The sequence below is a fragment of the Microbacterium sp. genome (genome assembly GCF_049650565.1).
Lineage (GTDB): Bacteria > Actinomycetota > Actinomycetes > Actinomycetales > Microbacteriaceae > Microbacterium.
The window spans coordinates 37,788-57,034 of record NZ_JBASAK010000065.1 but is presented as its reverse complement, the minus strand read 5'-3'; the positions used below and the strand labels follow the sequence as shown (position 1 = coordinate 57,034).

Here is a 19,247-nt window from a genome sequence, read left to right as displayed (position 1 = left end):
GTGCGTGCCCGACCGCTCGTACCCCGCCACGATCGCGGTGGCCGTGGATCACGAGCTGGTGATCCGCAAGTCGCGCTTCCTCGCGCACGTCGCACCGGTGACGTCGTCCGAGCACGCCGACGAGGTCGTCGCGGCCGTGAAGAGGCAGTACTGGGACGCCCGGCACAACTGCAGCGCGCAGGTCACCGGCATCCTCGGCGACCGTGCCCGCTCGTCCGATGACGGCGAGCCGTCCGGCACCGCAGGCATCCCCATGCTCGAGGTGCTGCGCCGTCGTGAGCTCACGGACGTCGTCGCCGTCGTCACCCGGTACTTCGGCGGCGTCAAGCTGGGCGCCGGGGGACTGGTGCGCGCGTACTCGTCGACCGTCTCGGAGGCGCTGGATCGGGCATCCCTCGTCGACCGGCGGATGCTGGCGCAGATCACCCTGGCCGTGCCGCACTCCGACGCCGGGCGGTTCGACAATCTCCTGCGGGGCTGGACGGCGAAGCACGACGCCGTGCTGGGCGATCCGCAGTACCAGCAGCAGGCGGTGTTCGAGGTGTGGAGCCCGGCGGATGCCGTCGCGGCCCTGACCGCGGAGGTCGCCGCCGCCTCGGGCGGGGCGGTCACAGCATCCCCCACCGGCATCACCCGCGTCGTGGATGTGCCACGCTGAGCACGGAGAGGAGCCACATGGATCTCGGGCTTCAGGGAAGGCAAGCCATCGTCACGGCATCCAGCGCCGGGCTGGGCTACGCGTGCGCCGCGCAGCTGGCCGCGGCGGGGGCATCCGTCGTGATCAACGGCCGCGACGGGCAGAGGCTGGCGGATGCCGCAGAGCGGATGCGCCGCGAGACCGGCGGTGACGTGCACGCGGTGGCGGGCGATGTCTCCGACCCCGCCGTGCAGGAGGCGCTGGTGGCGACTGCCGGGAACGTCGACATCCTCGTGAACAACAACGGCGGTCCGCCGTTCAAGGACTTCCGGCAGGTGGACCGTGATGCCCTGATGGAGGGCATCACCGCCAACATGGCCACTCCCATCGAGCTCGTCCAGCGCGTGATCGACGGGATGATCGAGCGACACTTCGGGCGCATCGTGAACATCACCTCGTTCTCGGTGAAGATGCCCATCGCGGGACTGGATCTCTCCAGCGGCGCCCGGGCGGGCCTGACGGGGTTCCTCGCCGGGGTCGCCCGGGACGTCGCGCACGCCAACGTCACGATCAACTTCATGATGCCCGGCTACTTCGCCACCGATCGGCTGCGCTCGCTGCACGCGCGCGAGGCCGAGGACCGGGGCATGCCCGAGGCGACCGTTGCGGCCGAGGGCGCATCGCGCATCCCCGCCGGCAGGTTCGGCGTTCCTGAGGAGTTCGGCGCGGCATGCGCCTTCCTGTGCTCGCAGCACGCCGGCTACATCACCGGGCAGAGTCTGCTCATCGATGGCGGCGCGTACCCCGGCATCCTGTGATCTCCTGACTCTGCTGGGTGGGAGGCATGCCGTTGGGCGCCTGCAGGTCCACGCGTCGGGCCCGGCAGTCCGTGCAGCGCACGTAGACGATCACGCCTTCCGAGGTCTGATGCGCGGATTCGGTGATCCAGGCGTGCTCGTGTACGAGCGGGAGCGGGTGGATGCTGATCGGCAGGGTGTCCGGTGCGGTCATGCCTCCACGATGATGTAATGGCCTTATGCATCTCAACCCTTACGGCGAGTACGCCGTTCTGCTTGCGGCATCCCTCGCCAACGACTGGCCCGCAGACCGCGCGGGCATCGAGCAGCGCACCCGCGACTTCGGGATGACCATGACGTTCGACACCGCCGCTGACGACCACGCGCGCACGCGGGCGGTCATCGATGCGTGGCTGCGGGTGGTGGATGCCGAGGATGATGCCGCCCGGGCGGACGCCCTGAACGCGCAGATGGCGACGGCCGCCGCGTACCCGCAGCTCACCGACCACGACGGCGAGGGCTGGCACCTGCACTACCGGGATGCCGGGCGCTCGCTGCCCGATGTGCTCGAGGGCGTCATCAGCGTCGGCACCGCGCTGCACCTCACCGAGCGCGGCATGCATCGCCTGGCCCGCTGCGCGGCGGCGCCGTGCCGAAACGTCTTCGCCGATGTCACCCGCAATGGGCGTCAGCGGTACTGCTCGGTGCGCTGTGCCAACCGCGACGGTGTGCGCCGGCACCGCGCCCGCACGGCCTGAACCGTCTTGCGGCGGGCACGCGACAGCGGGGCGGGCGCGAGCGCGACAGGGCGTGGTCAGGGCGTCGTCAGGCGCGCAGCGCGGTCAGTACGGCATCCGAGAGCGGCGGCCATGCCGCGATCGCCCACGGGCCGAAATCGCGATCGGTCAGTGCGACACAGGCGATGCCCGCCCGCGGGTCCACCCACAGGAACGTGCCGCTCTGCCCGAAGTGCCCGAACGTCGCGGGCGAGTTGGCGGGAGAGGTCCAGTGCGGGGACTTGCGGTCGCGCAGCTCGAAGCCCAGCCCCCAGTCGTTCGGACGCTGGATGCCGTAGCCCGGCAGCACGCCATAGATGCCGGGGAAGGCGACGGTGGTCGCCTCGGCGAGCGTCGCGGGTGCGATGAGGGTCGGATGCTGCAGCTCGGCCGCGAAGCGCGACAGATCCGCCACGGTGGACACACCTGCTGCTGCGGCGGAGCCGTGCAGCGCCGAAGAGGTCATGCCCAGCGGTTGGAGCACCGCCTCATCGAGATACTCCGCGAACGGGATGCCGGAGTGCTCGGCGACGGCGTCCGCCAGCACCTCGAACCCGCGGTTGGAGTAGATGCGGCGGGTACCCGGGGCCGCGCGCACGGTGTCGTCGCTCGCGTCCAGGCCGGAGGCGTGCGAGAGCAGGTGGCGCACGGTCGAGCCCTCGGGCCCCGCCGGGGTGTCCAGGTCGAAGACGCCCTCCTCGACGGCCACCAGGGTCGCGTACGCCGTGATCGGCTTGGTGACCGACGCCAGCCGGTACGGGCGGGCGGTGTCGCCGTGAGATGCCAGCACCGTGCCGTCGGCGGAGACGACCGCCGCGGCGGCGTTGTCCACCGGCCAGCCGTCGATGGCGCCGAGCGCGTCGTCCAGGGTCGTCATGATTCCTCCGCAGTGTCGAGCCGCTGGCATCCTCCCACACCGGAGGTGGGCAGTGTCCGACAGCACGGACTCTGGCATGATCGGCGCATGACCATGAGCATCCCGCGCGCGACCGCGATTCTCGCGGGTCTCGCCCTCATCCTCCTCCCGCTGGTCGCGCTGGCGGTGAAGACCATCGCGTATCCCGGCTGGATGCTGGTGGTCATGATCTACTACAGCCCGGTCTTCCTGATCGGCTACGCGACCCAGATCGTCGTCGCGGCGAACGGCCTGCTGCGGGAGCGCGGCGTGCTGCGGACGGGCTCAGCGGGCCGGCGTCCGATCATCGCCGCCTGGCTGACGTCCTCCGCCGTCGTGGCCTCGGCGTTCTTCCTCGTCGACGGCGGAGATGACGGCCAGTACGGGTCGGCGTTCACCGAGTTGATGGGCACGAGTTCCACGGCGGCGGGGGAGTCGGCGACGATGGCGGTGTTCATGCCGCTCGCACTGCTGTGGGTCGGCGGCTGGCTGTGGCTGGTCGTCGAGTGGGTCGTGCAGCTGGTGCTCGCCCGCAGGGTGCGCCGGTCGCGGCACGCGCAGATGTCGCCCGCGTGAACGGTGGGCCCCGTGGGGCTCGAACCCACGACCCGCGGATTAAAAGTCCGATGCTCTGCCGACTGAGCTAGAGGCCCGTGACTCCAGTCTATTCTGCGCATCCCGGGCCGGGTACCAGCCGGCCTCGCGTACTCTGGATCGAGTGCCAGAGCAGTTCAGACGCCCCGTCCGGCGGCCCACCGCAGCCTTCGACAACCTCGTCGGGGCCGCGGATCCTGCCGAGCGCTCGCGGGTGGCGCACGCCACGGCATCCGCTCTGCTGGAGCGCGCCCGCCGTGACGAATCCGGCGGGGTGACCGAGCGGCTGGTCGCGTTCACCGCCGAACACGGCATCGACGAGATCGCTGAGCTCTGGTCGCAGGCGCCGGCGCACTCGCTGCCCGGGGCGCTGTGGCGACTGTACCTGCTGCAGATCTCCCTCCGCAGTGATTCTGCGATGACGGCGCTGCTGTACGATCGCGGCCGGGTCGAGCTGCAGTCGGCGGATGCCGTGATCGCGGGCGCCCCGACACCCGCGACACCCGAGGAGCTGTCGGCGCTGGTCGACACCATCCTGCGCGGGGTGTTCCACGGCGACTTCTCGATCGCGCTCGACCGTGCGGCCGCCTACTGCCGGGTGCAGGCCTCCGGAGCCACTCACGTGGCCGACGACTACGAGCCCACCGAGCCCGACCGCGCCGGCGAGCTCACCCGGCGCGCGCTGCGCCTGGACGGCTACGCCGACGACCTGTCGGCATCCGCAGCATCCTGGCGGCGCGGCACACTGAACTGAGTCCGATCTCGGCGACAGCATCCGGACAGAGAAAGACCGGGCCGCAAGAACGCCTCTCGGCGGGAGGCCGCTCGAAGCGGCAGAAGTTGGAGCCCGGGGTTATGCGGCCCGGCCGATCAAGTGTAACAAGGCTCGGGCGGCAGTATTCCCTTCCGTTCTAAGCTGTGGACATGGCCCAGCGCTTCGCCCTGATGATCGTGCCCGCCGATGTCTCCGACCCTCGCGAGGACTACTCCGGAACCTTCACCGAGGTGGACGTCCAGGCCCCCGCGCTCAGCGTCGGCGAGTTCAGTTCGCAGCGCGGAGACGGGGTGTTCGAATCGATCGGGGTCATCGACGGTCACCCCAACGAGGTCGAGGCGCACGTGCAGCGCCTCGCGCACTCGGCCCGGCTGTGCGACCTCCCCACGCCGAATCTTGTGCAGTGGAGGCAGGCCGTGTCCGTCGCCGCAGCGCGCATCCCCGAGGGCGAGGGTGTGGTCAAGCTCATCCTCAGCCGCGGCGTGGAGCACGGTCCGGCGCCGACGGCCTGGGCCATGGCGTCGCCGGCACCCGATCACAGCGCCGTGCGGCGCAGCGGCGTGCGCGTGGTCACTCTCGATCGCGGCTACGACCTGGGCGCCGCCGAGCGGGCGCCCTGGCTGCTGCTGGGCGCGAAGACCCTGTCATACGCGGTCAACATGGCGGCTCTGCGCGAGGCGCACCGACGCGGGGCCGACGACGCCGTGTTCGTCACCCGCGATGGCTTCGTGCTGGAGGCGCCCACGGCATCCCTCATCATCCGCCGCCGCGACGAGTTCGTCACGCCCGCGCCGTCCGGCGGCATTCTGCACGGCACGACCCAGCTCAGCGTCTTCGAGCACCTGGAGACGCACGGGTTGCGCACCGGATACGCGACGCTCACGGCATCCGATCTGGTGACGGCGGATGCCGCCTGGCTGGTCTCCAGCGTGCGCCTGGCCGTGGCGATCACCGCCGTGGACGGCGCACAGCTGGCATCCGATCCCGCTCTCACCGACGAGCTGAACGCCTTCCTGCTCTCACCGCGGTGACCGCGAGGATGGGCAGTTCTGCCCATGTCCGCGGCACAGGTCGCTCCTGCGCGCCGCTTAGGATTCTCCTATGAGCACTCTCTGGAAACGCGCACTCGCGACCACGACCATCGCTCTTGTCGCAGGCTTCGGCATGACCGCCTGCAGCACGGGGGACAACGGCAGCACCACGACGAAGACGACTCAGAGTCAGACCGAGAAGGCGCCCAAGGCGTCGAGTGTCATGACCGCGGACGACTTCACCCAGCGCATGAACGACGCCCAGTACAAGGCGGGTTCGGCGCACTTCACGCAGTCCACCGAGGTGTCCGGTCAGAAGCTCGAGACCAGCGGCGACATGGTCCTGAACAAGGACGCGGCCAAGATGCGGATGTCGATGAGCATGCCAGGAGGCATGGAGATCCGCGTCGTCGACGGCGAGGTGTACATGAACCTCGGCCAGCTGACCGAGAACAAGTTCTTCAAGGCGCCCAAGGATGGCGGCAACCCGATCTTCGCGCAGCTGGATCAGTCGCTCTCGCAGGCCGACCTCGGCAAGCAGCTCGAGGTGTTCAAAGCTGCGCTGAAGGACTTCAAGGCCGACGAGGGCGCCGAGACCATCGACGGTGTCAAGACCACGAAGTACACGCTGACCCTCGACACGAAGAAGATGCTGGCGTCCTCCGCCACCGAGGTCCCCGCCGAGGCGCTCAAGCAGCTCGGCGACAGCGTGACCTACGAGCTGTACGCGGGTCCGGACGACCTTCCCCGCCGCATGGTCATGAACATGTCCGGCACGGCGATGACCATGGACTTCAGCCAGTGGGGCTCGGCGGCCGACGTCACCGCCCCCTCAGCCGACCAGATCACGGACAAGGCTCCCGCGGGCCTCTGACCCGTTTCGCGCAAGAGGGCCCCGGACGACTCGGCCGGTCGTCTCGGGGCCTCTTGCTGTCCGGGCGTGACGAATCACTGATGGGAGCGATCCCCGTCTGGCGTGTCGCGCAGGGGCGCGCCGGCCGGGTCTGTGGGCGTCAGTGACGTCAAACGGGCGGGGCCGGATGCCGGATGCCGGGCGGGGTGCCCTCACGCCAGACGCGGGCCTGTCGCGACCCGGGCGAGGACCGCCGCCTCGACGACACCCCAGTGGTGGATGATGATCGCGTGGTCGAAGCGCAGCGTCTCGTGCCCGAGGGCCGCGGCGCGGGCATCCCGCTGCAGATCCGTGTGACGCAGCGATGGTCCGTCCGGATCCGCCGCGCGGTCGTCGTGGTTCTGCATGCCGTCGGCCTCGATGATCAGCCGGTCGCCGATCACGAAGTCCCCCTCGCCGACGCCGCGTCCAGAGTCCCCGCATCCGTCCGGCCTCGGTGCACGCTACGGTACCGCCGTGCTTGGCGGCATGGAGGGCGGTGGCATCCGGGCACCGGGCCCAGCATCACCCAAAGCGGCCGGAGACGTAATCCTCGGTGGCCTGCACGGACGGGCTGGTGAAGATGGTCGTGGTGTCGTCGAACTCGATGAGCTTGCCGGGCTTTCCGGTGCCGGCGATGTTGAAGAACGCCGTCCTGTCCGAGACGCGCGACGCCTGCTGCATGTTGTGCGTGACGATGACGACCGTGTAGTCGTTCTTCAGCTCCTGGATGAGCTCCTCGATCGCGAACGTCGAGATCGGGTCCAGCGCCGAGCACGGCTCGTCCATCAGGATGACGTCGGGGGAGACGGCGATCGCGCGGGCGATGCACAGACGCTGCTGCTGGCCGCCGGACAGACCCGAGCCGGGCTTGTCGAGGCGGTCCCTGACCTCGTTCCACAGGTTCGCGCCGATCAGCGAGCGCTCGACCAGGGCATCCTCGTCAGAGCGCGACATGCGCTTGTTGTTGAGCTTCACTCCCGCCAGCACGTTCTCCTTGATGGACATCGTCGGGAACGGGTTCGGGCGCTGGAACACCATGCCCACCTGCCGGCGCACCAGCACCGGATCCACGCCCGGGGCGTACAGGTCGTTGCCGTCCAGCAGCACCTCGCCCTCCACGCGTGCACCGGGGATGACCTCGTGCATGCGGTTCAGCGTGCGCAGGAAGGTGGACTTTCCGCATCCCGACGGGCCGATGAAGGCCGTCACGCTGCGGGGCTGGATGTCGAGGGAGACGCCCTCGACGGCGAGGAAGTCGCCGTAGTAGACGTTGAGGTCGTTGACTTCGATGCTCTTGGACACGATGTTCCTTCGGGTGACGCTCAGCGGCTCTTGGCCGGAGAGAAGCGGGAGGCGACGAATCGCGCGAGGAGGTTGAGGACCATGACGATCAGGATGAGGACGAGCGCGGCCGCCCAGGCGCGGTTGACGTACGCCTCGGCGGGGATGCCCTGGTTCATGTACTGCGTGTACACGAACACGGGCAGCGACATCATCCGCCCGTCGGTCAGGCTGTAGTTCATGGATGCCGTGAACCCGGCGGTGACCAGCAGCGGTGCGGTCTCGCCGATCACGCGCGCGATGGCCAGCGTCACGCCGGTCACGATACCCGCCATCGAGGTCGGGAGCACCACTTTCAGGATGGTCAGCCACTTCGGCACGCCCAGCGCGTACGAGGCCTCGCGCAGCTCATTGGGCACCAGTCGCAGCATCTCCTCGCTGGAGCGCACGACCACGGGGATCATCAGCACGGCCAGCGACAGCGCGCCCATCAGCCCCATCCGCACGCCCGGGCCGACCAGCAGCGCGAACAGCGCGTAGATGAACAGGCCGGCGACGATGGATGGGATGCCGGTCATCACGTCCACCAGGAAGGTGATGCCCTGCGCCAGCTTCCCCCGGCCGTACTCGACGAGGTAGATCGAGGTCAGCAGGCCGATCGGGATGCTGATGACAGCCGCCGCCAGCGTGATCAGCACCGTGCCCATGATGGCGTGCAGCGCACCGCCGCCCTCGCCGACCACGTTGCGCATCGAACTGGAGAAGAACTCGGCGTTCAGGCCTGCGACGCCGTTCTGCAGCGCGGTCCAAGCCACCGAGATCAGCGGGATCATGGCGATGCCGAAGGCGATCGACACCAGGGCCGTCACGACGCGGTCGGTGGCCTTGCGGCGCCCCTCGACGACCGTGGAGATCGTGCCGATCAGCACGAGGAACAGCAGGATGCCGACGATGAGGGCGCCCGCGATGTTGAATCCTCCGCCGCCGGCGGCGATCACGCCGAACACGGCGGCCGATGCGGCGACGGATGCGCCCAGCAGCGCCCACGGGAACCAGCGGGGCAGGCGGCCGCTGGTGATGTTGAGGGCGATGGGTGCGAGCTGTGCGGGAGCAGGGGCGTTCTCGATGATGGTCATGTCAGTTGGCTCCCGAGAATTCCCTGCGCCGGCTGACGATCCAGCGGGCGAGCGCGTTCACGGCGAATGTGACGACGAAGAGGATGAGACCGGTGGCGATGAGCACGTTGATGTTCAGCCCGTACGCCTCGGGGAAGGTCTGCGCGATGTTCGCCGGGATCGTGTTGGGGTTCTGCGCGGTCAGCAGGCGCCAGGTCACGCCGCCGGATGCCGAGAGCACCATGGCCACGGCCATGGTCTCGCCGAGCGCGCGCCCCAGGCCCAGCATGGCGGCGGAGACGATGCCGCCGCGGGCGAACGGCAGGACGGCCATGCGGATCATCTCCCAGCGCGTGGCGCCGAGGGCGAGGGCGGCCTCCTCGTGCAGCGGCGGCGTCTGCAGGAAGACCTCGCGGCAGATGGCGGTGATGATCGGCAGCACCATCACCGCCAGCACGATCGCGGCGGTGAGGATGTTGCGGCCGGAGGGGTTCCCGTCGAACAGCGGGATCCAGTTCAGGTGCTGGGTCATCCAGGTGTAGATCGGCAGGGCCGCGGGCGCCAGCACGGCGATGCCCCAGATGCCGAACACCACCGAGGGGACGGCGGCCAGCAGGTCGACGATGTAGCCGAGGCCCTGGGCGAGCCTGCGCGGTGCGTAATGCGAGATGAACAGAGCCACGGCGATGGACAGCGGGATCGCGATCAGCAGCGCGATGGCTGCGGCCCACACGGTGCCGAAGGCCAGCGGTCCGACGTACGCCCAGAAGCCGGTCTCGAGGATCGAGGCGTCCTGGCCCGTCGCCGTGATGCCGGGGATGGACTGGACGACGAGGAAGACGGCGACGGCGGCGAGCGTCACCAGGATCATCGTGCCCGCGGAGAGCGCGGCCCCGGAGAACCAGCGATCGCCCGGTCGCTGCTTCGCAGCGGCCGGTGCGGCGGCGGTGGTGGTCATCTGGCGGTGTCCTCGCTCTTCTGGGTGGTGGGTGCCGTGCGGTGGTGTGCGACGAGCGGACGGCGGGTCGACGGCGCGAGCGCACCGTCGACCCGCCGCGAGGTCACTTCGTGACGATCAGGTCGATGGCGGCCTGAGCCTTGGTGCGGATGCTGTCCGAGATCGGCGCGCTGCCGGCGGCCTCGGCGGCGGCCTTCTGGCCCTCAGGGCTGATGGCCTCGTTGAAGAAGCCCTTCACGAGCGCCGCCTGGGCCGGGTCGGCGTAGGTCTCGCAGCCGATCAGGTAGCTGACCAGGACGACCGGGTACACGCCGTCCTTCGTGCTGGTGCGGTCGAGCTCGACGGCCAGGTCGCCCTTGCCGTCCCGCGTCTCCAGCGGAGAGTGCTCCACGATGGCAGCGGCGGCCCCGGGGGAGTACGGCACGAAGGTGTCGCCGACCTTCACCGATACGGTGCCGAGCTTCCCGGCGCGCGAGGCGTCGGCGTAGCCGATGGTGCCCTTGCCGCCCTCGACGGCCTGGACGACGCCGGAGGTGCCCTGCGCGGCCTCACCGGACTGGGTCGGCCACTCCTCCACGGAGCCGTGCGTCCACACGGACGAGGCGGCGGCGGAGAGGTAGTCGGTGAAGTTGCCGGTGGTTCCGGACTTGTCGGCGCGGTGCACCGGGTTGATCGCCAGGTCGGGGAGCTTGACGCCCTCGTTGGTGGCGGCGATCTTCGCGTCGTTCCAGTTCGTGATGGTGCCGGCGAAGATGCCCGCCAGGGTGTCGGCATCCAGGTTCAGCTTGTCGACGCCGTCGAGGTTGAAGATGATGGCGATCGGCGAGATGTAGGCGGGGATCTCGATGATGGGGGAGTCGGCGGCGCAGGTCTTGAAGGTCATCGAGCTGAGCTCGTCGGTCTTGAACGCACGGTCCGAGCCGGCGAAGGCGAATCCGCCGGCGGCGAAGGACTCGCGGCCGGCGCCGGAGCCCTGCGGGTCGTAGTCGACGGTCACGCCCGAGTTGACGCCCTGGAACGCCTTGGTCCAGGCGGCGATGGCGACCTCCTGAGAGGTGGCGCCTCCGCCGATGAGGTTGCCGCTCAGCTCGGGGCCGGCGGGCGGCTTGTCCGAGCCCGCGGGAGAGCTGGTCTCGTTCGCGGCGCAGCCCGCGAGAGCGATGGCGGCGACGACGCCGATGGCGCCGATGCGAGCGATGCGGGAGATCTTCACTGTGGATCCGTTCGGTCGAGGGACGGTGTCTTGCCCGGTGCAGGGCACACAGTGACGTTAGGAGCCCCGGCTAACGGGACTCTCGCTCTCAGGTGAACGGAAGGTGAACAGGTCTCCGCCCTTCACTTCGACTCGCTGGCGCTCGCTCAGTACAAGCGACGGGCTCAGGGACCCACCTGTCCGGGGCGCTGAGCCCGTCGACGCGTCAGACCTTGGGCGTGTGAGTCTCGATCGAGATGATCCCGGAGCCCGGATTGGTGGCCGACAGGTGCACCACCGAGAAGGCGGCGACCTCCAGGCTGCTGGCACTGTCGACGTAGGAGCCGTGCATGGTGCCCGTGGCCAGCGCCAGCTCGGAGAGGATGCCCGGCAGCACAGGGCCGTGGCTGCACAGCACGGCCGGCTTGCGCGCGCGCACGCGTCGACCCACGACCGCGCGAATGTCGCCGGTGCCCTCCTCCCAGGCGTCCTGGCTGATCTTCGCGGTGACCTTGACCGGATGCCCGAGCTTGCGGCCCAGCGGAGCCACGGTCTGCAGGCAGCGCACCGCGTCGCTGGAGACGATGCGCTTCACTCCGAACGCGCGCAGCGGCGCGACGATGGCGGATGCCTGGCGCTGGCCGCGATCGGTGAGTGGACGGGTGGCATCCGAGCCCTCCCAGTCCGAGCGGGCGACGGCCTTGCCGTGCCGCAGCGCGATCAGCGGGAAGGTGCGCAGCACGCCGTCCTCGACCAGGCGGGCGAAGTTGTCGATGATCTCGACGTCGACGGGGTAGCTCAGGTGCGAGCGGGCCTTCTTCAGGCTCACCCATTCGACGCCGGAGATCTCGCTGTTGGGCACGAAGCTGGAGGCCCGGATGGCGGCATCCGTCGCCTCCGCGGCCCAGTAGTGCACGACCTTCTGCCTCTTGGGGCGCATCCAGTACCTGCTCACGCCCACCGGCACGCCCAGGTGCACCTTGATGCCGGTCTCCTCGTGCACCTCGCGCACCGCGGTCTGAGCGAGCATCTCGCCGGGGTCGACCTTGCCCTTGGGCAGGGTGACGTCGCGGTACTTGGTGCGGTGGATCAGCAGGATGCGCAGCTTGTCCTCGACGATGCGCCACACCACGGCGCCGGCCGCGAAGACCGCGGTGTCGGTCATCGAACCGTGCGCTTGCGTCGGCGGCCCTGGACGGCTGTCATCGTGCGATCCTGCAGGTCGACGAGCGGCTCACCGCCGGCATCCGCATTCCGCGCCCACACGCCGTCCCCGGTGAGGTGCCACGAGTTCGTCCCGGGGTCCATCGCCAGGTCGAACAGTGCGTGCAGCTCCTGGATGTGGTCCGGCGACGAGAGCCGCACCAGCGCCTCGACGCGCCGATCCAGGTTGCGGTGCATCATGTCAGCGCTGCCGATGTACACGATCGGGTCGCCGTCATTGTCGAACGCGAAGATGCGGGAGTGCTCCAGGTATCGGCCCAGGATGCTGCGCACCGTGATGTTGTCGCTGACGCCGGGCAGGTCGCCGCGCAGGCTGCAGATGCCGCGCACCCACACCTCCACCTTCACACCCGCCATGCTCGCGCGGTACAGCGCGTCGATGATCTGCTCGTCGACCATCGAGTTGACCTTGATGCGCACCCGGGCGGGCTTGCCCTCCACAGCGTTGCGGCGCTCCTGCTCGATGAGCCGGAGCAGGCCCTTGCGCAAGTATCGGGGAGCCACCAGCAGCCGCTTGAACTTCTTCTCGATGGCGTAGCCGCTGAGTTCGTTGAACAGGCGGGTGAGGTCCCTGCCCACCTGGGGGTCGGCGGTGAACAGCCCGAAGTCCTCGTAGATGCGGCTGGTCTTGGGGTTGTAGTTGCCTGTTCCCACGTGCGAGTAGCTGCGCAGCACGCCGTCCTCCTCGCGGATGACCAGCGCCAGCTTGCAGTGCGTCTTCAGCCCGACCAGGCCGTACACCACGTGCACGCCGGCCTTCTCGAGCTTGCGCGCCCACACGATGTTGTTGGCCTCGTCGAACCGCGCCTTCACCTCCACCAGCGCCAGCACCTGCTTGCCCGCCTCGGCGGCGTCGATGAGCGCCTGCACGATGGGGCTGTCGCCCGAGGTGCGGTAGAGGGTGAGCTTGATGGCCAGCACCTGCGGGTCGCGAGCGGCCTGATCCAGGAACGCCTGCACGCTGGTGGCGAACGACTCGTAGGGGTGGTGCACCAGCACGTCGGCGCGGCGGATCGAGGTGAACACGTCAGCGCGCTCATTGCTGTCGCCGGGCTGGAATGCCACCGCGGTGGTGGGCAGATGCGGCGGGTAGCGCAGGTCGGGCCGGTCGACGCGGGCCAGGCCGAACAGCCCGCGCAGGTCGAGGGGACCGGGGAGCCGGTAGACCTCCTGGTCGGTGATGTCGAGCTCCTTGATAAGCAGCTCGAGCGTCACGTCGTCCATGTCGTCGGTGATCTCCAGCCGGATCGGCGGGCCGAACCGGCGGCGCAGCAGCTCGGCCTCCAGCGCCTGGATGAGGTTCTCGGACTCATCCTCCTCGATCTCCACGTCCTCGTTGCGGGTGAGGCGGAAGGCGTGGTGGTCGAGCACCTCCATGCCGGGGAACAGGTCGTCGAGGTGGTTGGCGATGAGCTCCTCGAGCCGGATGAAGCGCAGGATCTCGCCCCGGCCCGGCACCTCCACGAAGCGCGGAAGCATCGGCGGTACCTTCAGGCGCGCGAAGTCCTGCCGCCCGGTGCGGGCGTTGCGGATGCGGATGGCGAGGTTCAGCGACAGGCCCGAGATGTACGGGAACGGATGCGCCGGGTCCACGGCCAGCGGCATGAGCACCGGGAACACCTGCGCCTGGAAGTACTCGCCGAGGGCATCCCGCTCGGCATCCGTCAGATCCCCCCATTCGGTGATCTCGATCCCGGCATCCGCCAGCGCGGGCTTGACCTGGTTCGTCCACACGTCGGCGTGGCGCAGCTGCAGTGCGTGCGCCTCGGCGGAGATGTCGGAGAGCACGTCGGCCGGCGCCCGGCCGACATTGGTGGGGACGGCGAGGCCGGTGAGGATGCGGCGCTTGAGGCCCGCGACGCGCACCATGAAGAACTCGTCGAGGTTGCTGGCGAAGATGGCCAGGAAGTTCGCCCGTTCCAGCTCCGGCAGCGATGGATCCTCGGCCAGCTCCAGCACGCGCTGGTTGAACGCCAGCCAGCTCAGCTCGCGGTCGTGATAGCGGTGGTCGGGCAGTTCGGCATCCGGCACCTCGTGCGCATCGAAGTCATCGTCCTCGGCATCCCCGAGCCCGGCGTCGGCAAGATCGGTGTCCATCATGGGGTACATCTTTGCACCCGCGGGTTGCGGACGGGTGGACTCAGTCGTCCTGCCGGTGGTCCTCGTCGTGAAGATTGAACCGGTAGCCCACGTTGCGCACGGTGCCGATGATCTGCTCCGCGTCGCCGAGCTTGGCGCGCAGCCGCCGCACGTGCACGTCGACCGTTCGGGTGCCCCCGAAGTAGTCGTACCCCCAGACATCGCTCAGCAGCTGCTCGCGGGTGAACACCCGGGACGGGTGGGTGGCCAGGAAGTGCAGCAGCTGGAACTCCTTGTAGGTCAGGTCCAGCGGGCGTCCGTGCAGCTTGGCGGAGTAGGACTGCTCGTCGATGGTGATCCCGGAAGCCTGCACGCGGGTGGGCTCGGCATCCGCTGCTCGAGCCAGCACCAGGCGCAGCCGCGCGTCGATCTCGGCGGGGCCGGCACCCGCGAGGATCACGTCGTCGAAGCCCCAGTCGGCGGACACCGCGCTGAGGCCGCCCTCGGTGACCACCAGCAGCACCGGTGCCTCGACGGCCGCGGTGTGGAGCAGCCGGCAGGCCGCACGGGCGGCGACCAGGTCCGCTCTCGCATCGACGAGGATGACGTCGGCGTCGGGCAGGGCCATCAGGTGGCCGGGGTCGGACGGATGCCGGCGGACGCCGTGCGCGAGCAGTCCGAGCGCGGGCAGCATCGCCTCCGCGTCGGGTGCGGAGCTGAGCGCGAGCAGCTGGGCCACGGGTCGAGCTTACTTCGCGGCTCCCGGACGTCTCACTTCGAGTCGCCGGGCAGGATCAGTACGATGGGGGCATGTCGGAACCGGCCCTCGCACCGCGCAACGCGTTCCACGGCGTGATCGCCGTGTGGATCGTGTCGCTGGCCGTGTCCGTCGCGGTGGGGATCGTGCTGCCCGAGGGCGAGCGCATGACCTGGCTCGTGATCGCGTTCGGGCTCGTGGTGCTGCTGGCGTTCGGCGTGCAGCTGGCGTACGGCCGGGCGCAGGGCTTCATCGTCCGGGTGGCGGGGAGCGTCGTGGGCGCGCTGATCGTGATGGGGATCGTCTCGGGCGTGTTCGGCCTGTCGGCCCTGGCCGCGGTCGTCTGAGAGCGGTCGCCGGCCTCAGTCGCCGGCCTGTGCGGCGCGAGCATCCGGTGCCGCGACCGACTAGAGTGGAGGGCATGGATCCCGTCGCGCTCGAATTCTTCTTCCTCGGTCTGCTGGGACTGGCGAGCCTTGCGATCGCCTTCGTCGCCGGCGTCGTGCTCGTCAACCTGTTCCGCGGCCAGCGCTGATCAGACCTCTGTCGTGATCGACCTCCCGACCGATCTTCCCGCCGACCTCGCGCCGCTGTCGTGGTTGCTGGGGGTCTGGGAGGGCACCGGTGTCATCGAGTACTCTGCGGGTGAGCAGCGCTTCCAGGGCGAGTTCTCGCACCGCGTCAGCTTCAGCCATGACGGCGGGCCGTTCCTGAACTATGCCGCCACGGCATCCTTCCTCGGCGAGGGGGGTGCGGACGAGCCGGTGCAGCTGCTGGCGGAGACCGGCTTCTGGCGCCTTGCGCGCCTGCGCACCGATGCCGACCCCGGCCCTGCTCTGCTGCCGCCGGTGGCCGCAGGCCCGGTGCGCACGGTGGACGACGTCGAGGCGCTGCGCACCGACGACGGCTTCCCGATCGAGGTGTCGGTCGCTCACTCCGACGGCACGCTCGAGCTGTACCTGGGGCGCATCGCCGGCCCGCGCATCGACATCGCGACGGATGCCGTGGTGCGCCCTGCCGGTGCTGCGCACCGGCAGTACAGTGCCGCCAGCCGCATGTACGGACTGGTGGACGGGCATCTGCTGTGGGCCTGGGACATCACCGCGCTCGGCGAGAAGCTGAAGTCGCACGCCTCCGCGCGTCTGGCGAGGGTCTGAGATGTCCGCGTTCGGCTCGCTTGCAGGGGGCATCCGCGACGGCGACCTCTTCATGCACTTCGGCAACCCGCTCGTCGAGCAGCGTGCCCTGGTCTCGGGCGCGGCACTCGCGCCGCTGGGCGACCGCGTGCTCATCGAGGTCGCCGGCGAGGACCGGCTGACCTGGCTGAACTCGTTCACCTCGCAGGCGCTCACGCGGTTGCGCGCGGGCGAGAGCACCGAACTGCTGATCCTCGACCCGCAGGGGCACGTCGAGCACGCCGCAGGGGTGCTCGAGGACGGCGCATCCGCATGGCTGTTCGCGGATGCGGGTGATGCCGAGCCGCTGGTGGCCTGGCTGAAGCGCATGGTCTTCCGCTCCCGCGTCGCCGTCACCGTGCACGAGGACGCCCGTCTGGTCGGATTCTTCGCCGGGGGCGATGCCGAGGGCCGCATCACGGCATCCGCTCCGCACGATGTGCCGCTCATCTGGCGCGACCCGTGGCGCGAGATCCAGCCCGGCGGACACCAGTACTCGCTCTCCGACGGACATCCCGCCGCGGACTACGCCTGGAGCATCGCGGTGCTCGACGACGCCTCTCGACTCACCGGGCCGTTCGCCGGTGCGCTCGCCGCCGAGGCGCTGCGCGTGGCGGCCTGGCGTCCGCGCTGGTCGCACGAGGTGGACGAGCGCAGCATCCCGCACGAATCCGACTGGATCCGCACCGCAGTGCACCTGAACAAGGGTTGCTACCGCGGGCAGGAGACGGTCGCGAAGGTGCACAATCTCGGGCATCCGCCGCGCCGCCTGGCCGCGCTGTCGCTGGACGGCAGCGATGTCATCCTGCCTGTCGCAGGCGACCTCGTGTTCGCGGGCGATGCCGAGGTCGGTCACGTGACCTCGGTGGCCATGCACTACGAGGACGGCCCGATCGCGCTGGCGATCCTGTCACGCCGTGCGCCTGTCGGCGACCTGATCGTGCGCACCGAGGGCGGAGACATCTCGGCCGCTCAGCAGGTGATCGTCCCGGCGGATGCCGGTGCCACCGCCGACGTCCCCCGCCTGACGCGCCTGTCCCGACGCCCCACCGCCGAGGACCCCCGCCACTCGAACTGAGCGCGCGTTCTGAGTCCTGGCCTCCATGACCGGGGCTCCCGGCCCGGCCCCCTGAGCCTGTCGAAGGGTCGGCCGGTGACGGACCGCCGACGTGCAACGCGTCGCCCGCTGGACCACCGCGCAGTCCTGCGTTCACCAGCGACTCGCTACGCGTGCGTTCAGGATGCGGGGGCGACTGTCGTCCAGGGGACTGTCAGCTCGCCCAGGCGCCAGCGGGACTTGGAGCCCTGCACGGGGATGCCCTGCGCCTTGAGGGCTGCGACCGTGGCCAGCCAGCGCTGCACCGGACCGAACGTGGAGAGCGGGGCTGCGTGGTCCCACTCGCGATCCAGCGCGACGAGAAGGTCGTGGACGCGCTCGCCGGGGACGTTGCGGTGGATGAGAGCCTTGGGCAGGCGTTCGGCGACGACACTCGGATGCTCGAGGTCGGCCAGCCGCAGGGCGATGGTGAATCGCACGGGCACGCCGCCGGGCGGCACGTCGACCCAGCTGGCCACGCGACCGATCTCGTTGCAGGTGCCCTCGATCAGCAGTCCGCCCGGCGCGAGGCGCGAGGCCACGCGCATCCACGCGTCGGCGACATCGGACTCGTCGTACTGCCGCAGCACGTTCATGGCGCGGATGATCGCCGGCCGGCGTGCGCCCGGGAGCGGCACCTCGAACCCGCCGCGGGCGAACGACACCGACAGGTCGGCCGCGAAGGGCGTGCGACCGGCGCGCACCTCCTCGAGCTGCGTCTGCGCCGTGGCCACGCGCGCGGGATCCAGCTCGAGGCCGATCACCTCGGCATCCGCTCTCTTCCGCCGCAGCCGCTGCGCGAGCTCGAACGCGGTGACTCCGCTGGCGCCGAACCCCAGGTCGATCACGAGCGGATCGGATGCCGTCCGGAACGCCTCGGATGCTGCGATCCACCGGTCGTTCCTCCGCAGCCGGTTCGTCCCGGTCGTCCCCCGCGTGGGCTGTCCGACCGGTCCCGCTGCTCCCATACCCCCATTCTTCCCCACACCCCCACCAGAGTGCCGAGTCATCCCCCGGATAGTCGAACCAGCACACGGAGCTGAGGGCGAAGTGACCTTCCCGGAGCGAGCATCGGGGAGGGACCCGCGAAGCGGGAGGGGCACCCGCTCTGCGAGCGAAGGGAAGGTCGCGCAGCCCGCCCCGTCCAGAGTCACGGAGCCCGACCCACGGAATCGGAAAAGCTAGGCTGAGAATCATGACTCGAACCCTGATCCTGCTCCGCCACGGCCAGAGCGAATGGAACCACCTCAACCTCTTCACGGGCTGGGTCGATGTCCGCCTGACCGAGCAGGGCAAGGCCGAGGCGCGCCGCGGCGGCGAGCTGCTGGCCGAGTCCGGCATCCTGCCCGACGTGCTGCACACCTCGGTGCTCAGCCGCGCGATCCAGACGGCGAACATCGCGCTGGATGCGGCCGATCGGCTGTGGATCCCGGTGACCCGCTCCTGGCGCCTGAACGAGCGGCACTACGGCGCGCTGCAGGGCAAGGACAAGGCGCAGACGCTGGAGGAGTTCGGCCAGGAGCAGTTCATGCTGTGGCGTCGCTCGTTCGACGTGCCGCCGCCCCTGCTGGACGACGCCAGCGAGTTCAGCCAGGTGAACGATCCGCGCTACGCGGGCATCGACGGCGAGATCCCGCGCACCGAGTCGCTCAAGCTCGTGATCGACCGCCTGCTGCCGTACTGGGAGTCCGCGATCGTCCCCGACCTCGAGGCGGGGAAGACGGTGCTGGTCACTGCGCACGGCAATTCGCTGCGCGGCCTGGTCAAGCACCTCGAGGGCATCAGCGACGAGGACATCGCGAGCCTGAACATCCCCACCGGCATCCCGCTGGTGTACCAGCTCGACGAGAACAACGCGCCCACCGGCCCCGGCCGCTACCTCGACCCCGAGGCCGCCGCGGCCGGCGCCGCCGCGGTCGCCGCGCAGGGCAAGAAGTAGACGCGCCGACACCCCCACTTCGCGCCGAGAC

Annotated in this window: 22 protein-coding genes and 1 tRNA gene; 11 read left to right on the top strand and 12 right to left on the bottom strand. The window is 69.8% G+C overall.

All coding sequences use genetic code 11. The features are described from left to right. Window positions 1-4: 4 nt before the first annotated feature. Both WA967_RS11565 and WA967_RS11560 read left to right on the top strand, forming a co-directional pair. Window positions 5-658 (top strand): IMPACT family protein, encoded by a 654-nt coding sequence (locus WA967_RS11565; protein ID WP_424422627.1) that lies wholly within the window; start codon window positions 5-7, stop codon window positions 656-658. 17 nt (window positions 659-675) lie between these two features. Beyond that, the gene (locus tag WA967_RS11560) at window positions 676-1,455 is read left to right on the top strand and encodes an SDR family oxidoreductase (protein ID WP_424422625.1); all 780 of its coding nucleotides are present in this window, start codon (window positions 676-678) and stop codon (window positions 1,453-1,455) included. Here the strand turns inward: WA967_RS11560 and WA967_RS11555 are convergent. Further along, entirely contained in the window at window positions 1,421-1,648 is a 228-nt protein-coding gene (locus tag WA967_RS11555) for a hypothetical protein (protein WP_424422623.1), read from the bottom strand. The two genes, WA967_RS11560 and WA967_RS11555, sit on opposite strands and share 35 nt — an antisense overlap. Before the next feature lie 25 nt (window positions 1,649-1,673). Here WA967_RS11555 and WA967_RS11550 point away from each other — a divergent pair, with 25 nt between their 5' ends. Next, window positions 1,674-2,192: a CGNR zinc finger domain-containing protein gene (locus WA967_RS11550; RefSeq protein ID WP_424422621.1), complete on the top strand. Its 519-nt coding sequence runs from the start codon at window positions 1,674-1,676 to the stop codon at window positions 2,190-2,192. 67 nt (window positions 2,193-2,259) lie between these two features. On the opposite strand, the gene WA967_RS11545 is transcribed toward WA967_RS11550, so the two are convergent. Next, a complete protein-coding gene (locus tag WA967_RS11545) occupies window positions 2,260-3,087 on the bottom strand; it encodes a serine hydrolase domain-containing protein (protein WP_424422619.1) in 828 nt (275 codons plus the stop codon). A gap of 87 nt (window positions 3,088-3,174) precedes the next feature. Here WA967_RS11545 and WA967_RS11540 point away from each other — a divergent pair, with 87 nt between their 5' ends. Continuing rightward, window positions 3,175-3,681, top strand: a complete 507-nt coding sequence (locus WA967_RS11540; RefSeq protein WP_424422616.1) for a hypothetical protein — start codon at window positions 3,175-3,177, stop codon at window positions 3,679-3,681. 4 nt (window positions 3,682-3,685) lie between these two features. Here WA967_RS11540 and WA967_RS11535 read toward each other — a convergent pair. Beyond that, window positions 3,686-3,758: transfer RNA gene (locus WA967_RS11535), tRNA-Lys, on the bottom strand. 65 nt (window positions 3,759-3,823) lie between these two features. On the opposite strand from WA967_RS11535, the gene WA967_RS11530 reads away from it, so the two are divergent. From WA967_RS11530 to WA967_RS11520, 3 genes are all read left to right on the top strand, one after another. Next, window positions 3,824-4,453: a DNA-directed RNA polymerase subunit beta gene (locus WA967_RS11530; protein ID WP_424422613.1), complete on the top strand. Its 630-nt coding sequence runs from the start codon at window positions 3,824-3,826 to the stop codon at window positions 4,451-4,453. A 170-nt stretch (window positions 4,454-4,623) separates the two neighbouring features. Then, window positions 4,624-5,505, top strand: a complete 882-nt coding sequence (locus WA967_RS11525; RefSeq protein WP_424422611.1) for an aminodeoxychorismate lyase — start codon at window positions 4,624-4,626, stop codon at window positions 5,503-5,505. A 70-nt stretch (window positions 5,506-5,575) separates the two neighbouring features. After that, entirely contained in the window at window positions 5,576-6,379 is an 804-nt protein-coding gene (locus WA967_RS11520; protein ID WP_424422609.1) for a hypothetical protein, read from the top strand. A 191-nt stretch (window positions 6,380-6,570) separates the two neighbouring features. Here WA967_RS11520 and WA967_RS11515 read toward each other — a convergent pair whose 3' ends face one another. The 8 genes from WA967_RS11515 to WA967_RS11480 form a co-directional block, all read right to left on the bottom strand. Then, window positions 6,571-6,801: a hypothetical protein gene (locus WA967_RS11515; RefSeq protein WP_424422607.1), complete on the bottom strand. Its 231-nt coding sequence runs from the start codon at window positions 6,799-6,801 to the stop codon at window positions 6,571-6,573. Between the two features lie 121 nt (window positions 6,802-6,922). Beyond that, the gene (pstB, locus tag WA967_RS11510; RefSeq protein ID WP_424422604.1) at window positions 6,923-7,702 is read right to left on the bottom strand and encodes a phosphate ABC transporter ATP-binding protein PstB; all 780 of its coding nucleotides are present in this window, start codon (window positions 7,700-7,702) and stop codon (window positions 6,923-6,925) included. 20 nt (window positions 7,703-7,722) lie between these two features. After that, window positions 7,723-8,817, bottom strand: coding sequence for a phosphate ABC transporter permease PstA (pstA, locus tag WA967_RS11505; RefSeq protein ID WP_424422602.1), 1,095 nt, complete (start codon window positions 8,815-8,817; stop codon window positions 7,723-7,725). A gap of 1 nt (window position 8,818) precedes the next feature. After that, window positions 8,819-9,754, bottom strand: coding sequence for a phosphate ABC transporter permease subunit PstC (gene pstC / locus WA967_RS11500; protein WP_424422600.1), 936 nt, complete (start codon window positions 9,752-9,754; stop codon window positions 8,819-8,821). Between the two features lie 103 nt (window positions 9,755-9,857). Continuing rightward, window positions 9,858-10,967: a phosphate ABC transporter substrate-binding protein PstS gene (locus WA967_RS11495; protein ID WP_424422597.1), complete on the bottom strand. Its 1,110-nt coding sequence runs from the start codon at window positions 10,965-10,967 to the stop codon at window positions 9,858-9,860. Between the two features lie 205 nt (window positions 10,968-11,172). After that, window positions 11,173-12,111, bottom strand: coding sequence for an NUDIX hydrolase (locus WA967_RS11490; RefSeq protein WP_424422594.1), 939 nt, complete (start codon window positions 12,109-12,111; stop codon window positions 11,173-11,175). After that, window positions 12,108-14,270 (bottom strand): RNA degradosome polyphosphate kinase, encoded by a 2,163-nt coding sequence (locus WA967_RS11485; protein WP_424422591.1) that lies wholly within the window; start codon window positions 14,268-14,270, stop codon window positions 12,108-12,110. The genes WA967_RS11490 and WA967_RS11485 overlap by 4 nt, the downstream gene beginning before the upstream one ends. A gap of 40 nt (window positions 14,271-14,310) precedes the next feature. Further along, entirely contained in the window at window positions 14,311-14,988 is a 678-nt protein-coding gene (locus WA967_RS11480) for a winged helix-turn-helix transcriptional regulator (protein WP_424422588.1), read from the bottom strand. A 71-nt stretch (window positions 14,989-15,059) separates the two neighbouring features. Here WA967_RS11480 and WA967_RS11475 point away from each other — a divergent pair, with 71 nt between their 5' ends. From WA967_RS11475 to WA967_RS11465, 3 genes are all read left to right on the top strand, one after another. Continuing rightward, window positions 15,060-15,353, top strand: a complete 294-nt coding sequence (locus WA967_RS11475; RefSeq protein WP_424422585.1) for a hypothetical protein — start codon at window positions 15,060-15,062, stop codon at window positions 15,351-15,353. A 201-nt stretch (window positions 15,354-15,554) separates the two neighbouring features. Then, window positions 15,555-16,163, top strand: coding sequence for an FABP family protein (locus tag WA967_RS11470; RefSeq protein ID WP_424422582.1), 609 nt, complete (start codon window positions 15,555-15,557; stop codon window positions 16,161-16,163). Between the two features lies 1 nt (window position 16,164). Further along, window positions 16,165-17,259, top strand: a complete 1,095-nt coding sequence (locus WA967_RS11465) for a YgfZ/GcvT domain-containing protein (RefSeq protein ID WP_424422580.1) — start codon at window positions 16,165-16,167, stop codon at window positions 17,257-17,259. Window positions 17,260-17,417: 158 nt separating this feature from the next. Here the strand turns inward: WA967_RS11465 and WA967_RS11460 are convergent, their stop codons facing one another. After that, on the bottom strand, window positions 17,418-18,245 hold the full coding sequence (locus WA967_RS11460; protein WP_424422577.1) for a class I SAM-dependent methyltransferase: 828 nt from the start codon (window positions 18,243-18,245) through the stop codon (window positions 17,418-17,420). A gap of 227 nt (window positions 18,246-18,472) precedes the next feature. Here WA967_RS11460 and WA967_RS11455 point away from each other — a divergent pair, with 227 nt between their 5' ends. Next, entirely contained in the window at window positions 18,473-19,216 is a 744-nt protein-coding gene (locus tag WA967_RS11455; protein WP_424422574.1) for a phosphoglyceromutase, read from the top strand. Window positions 19,217-19,247: the final 31 nt, after the last annotated feature.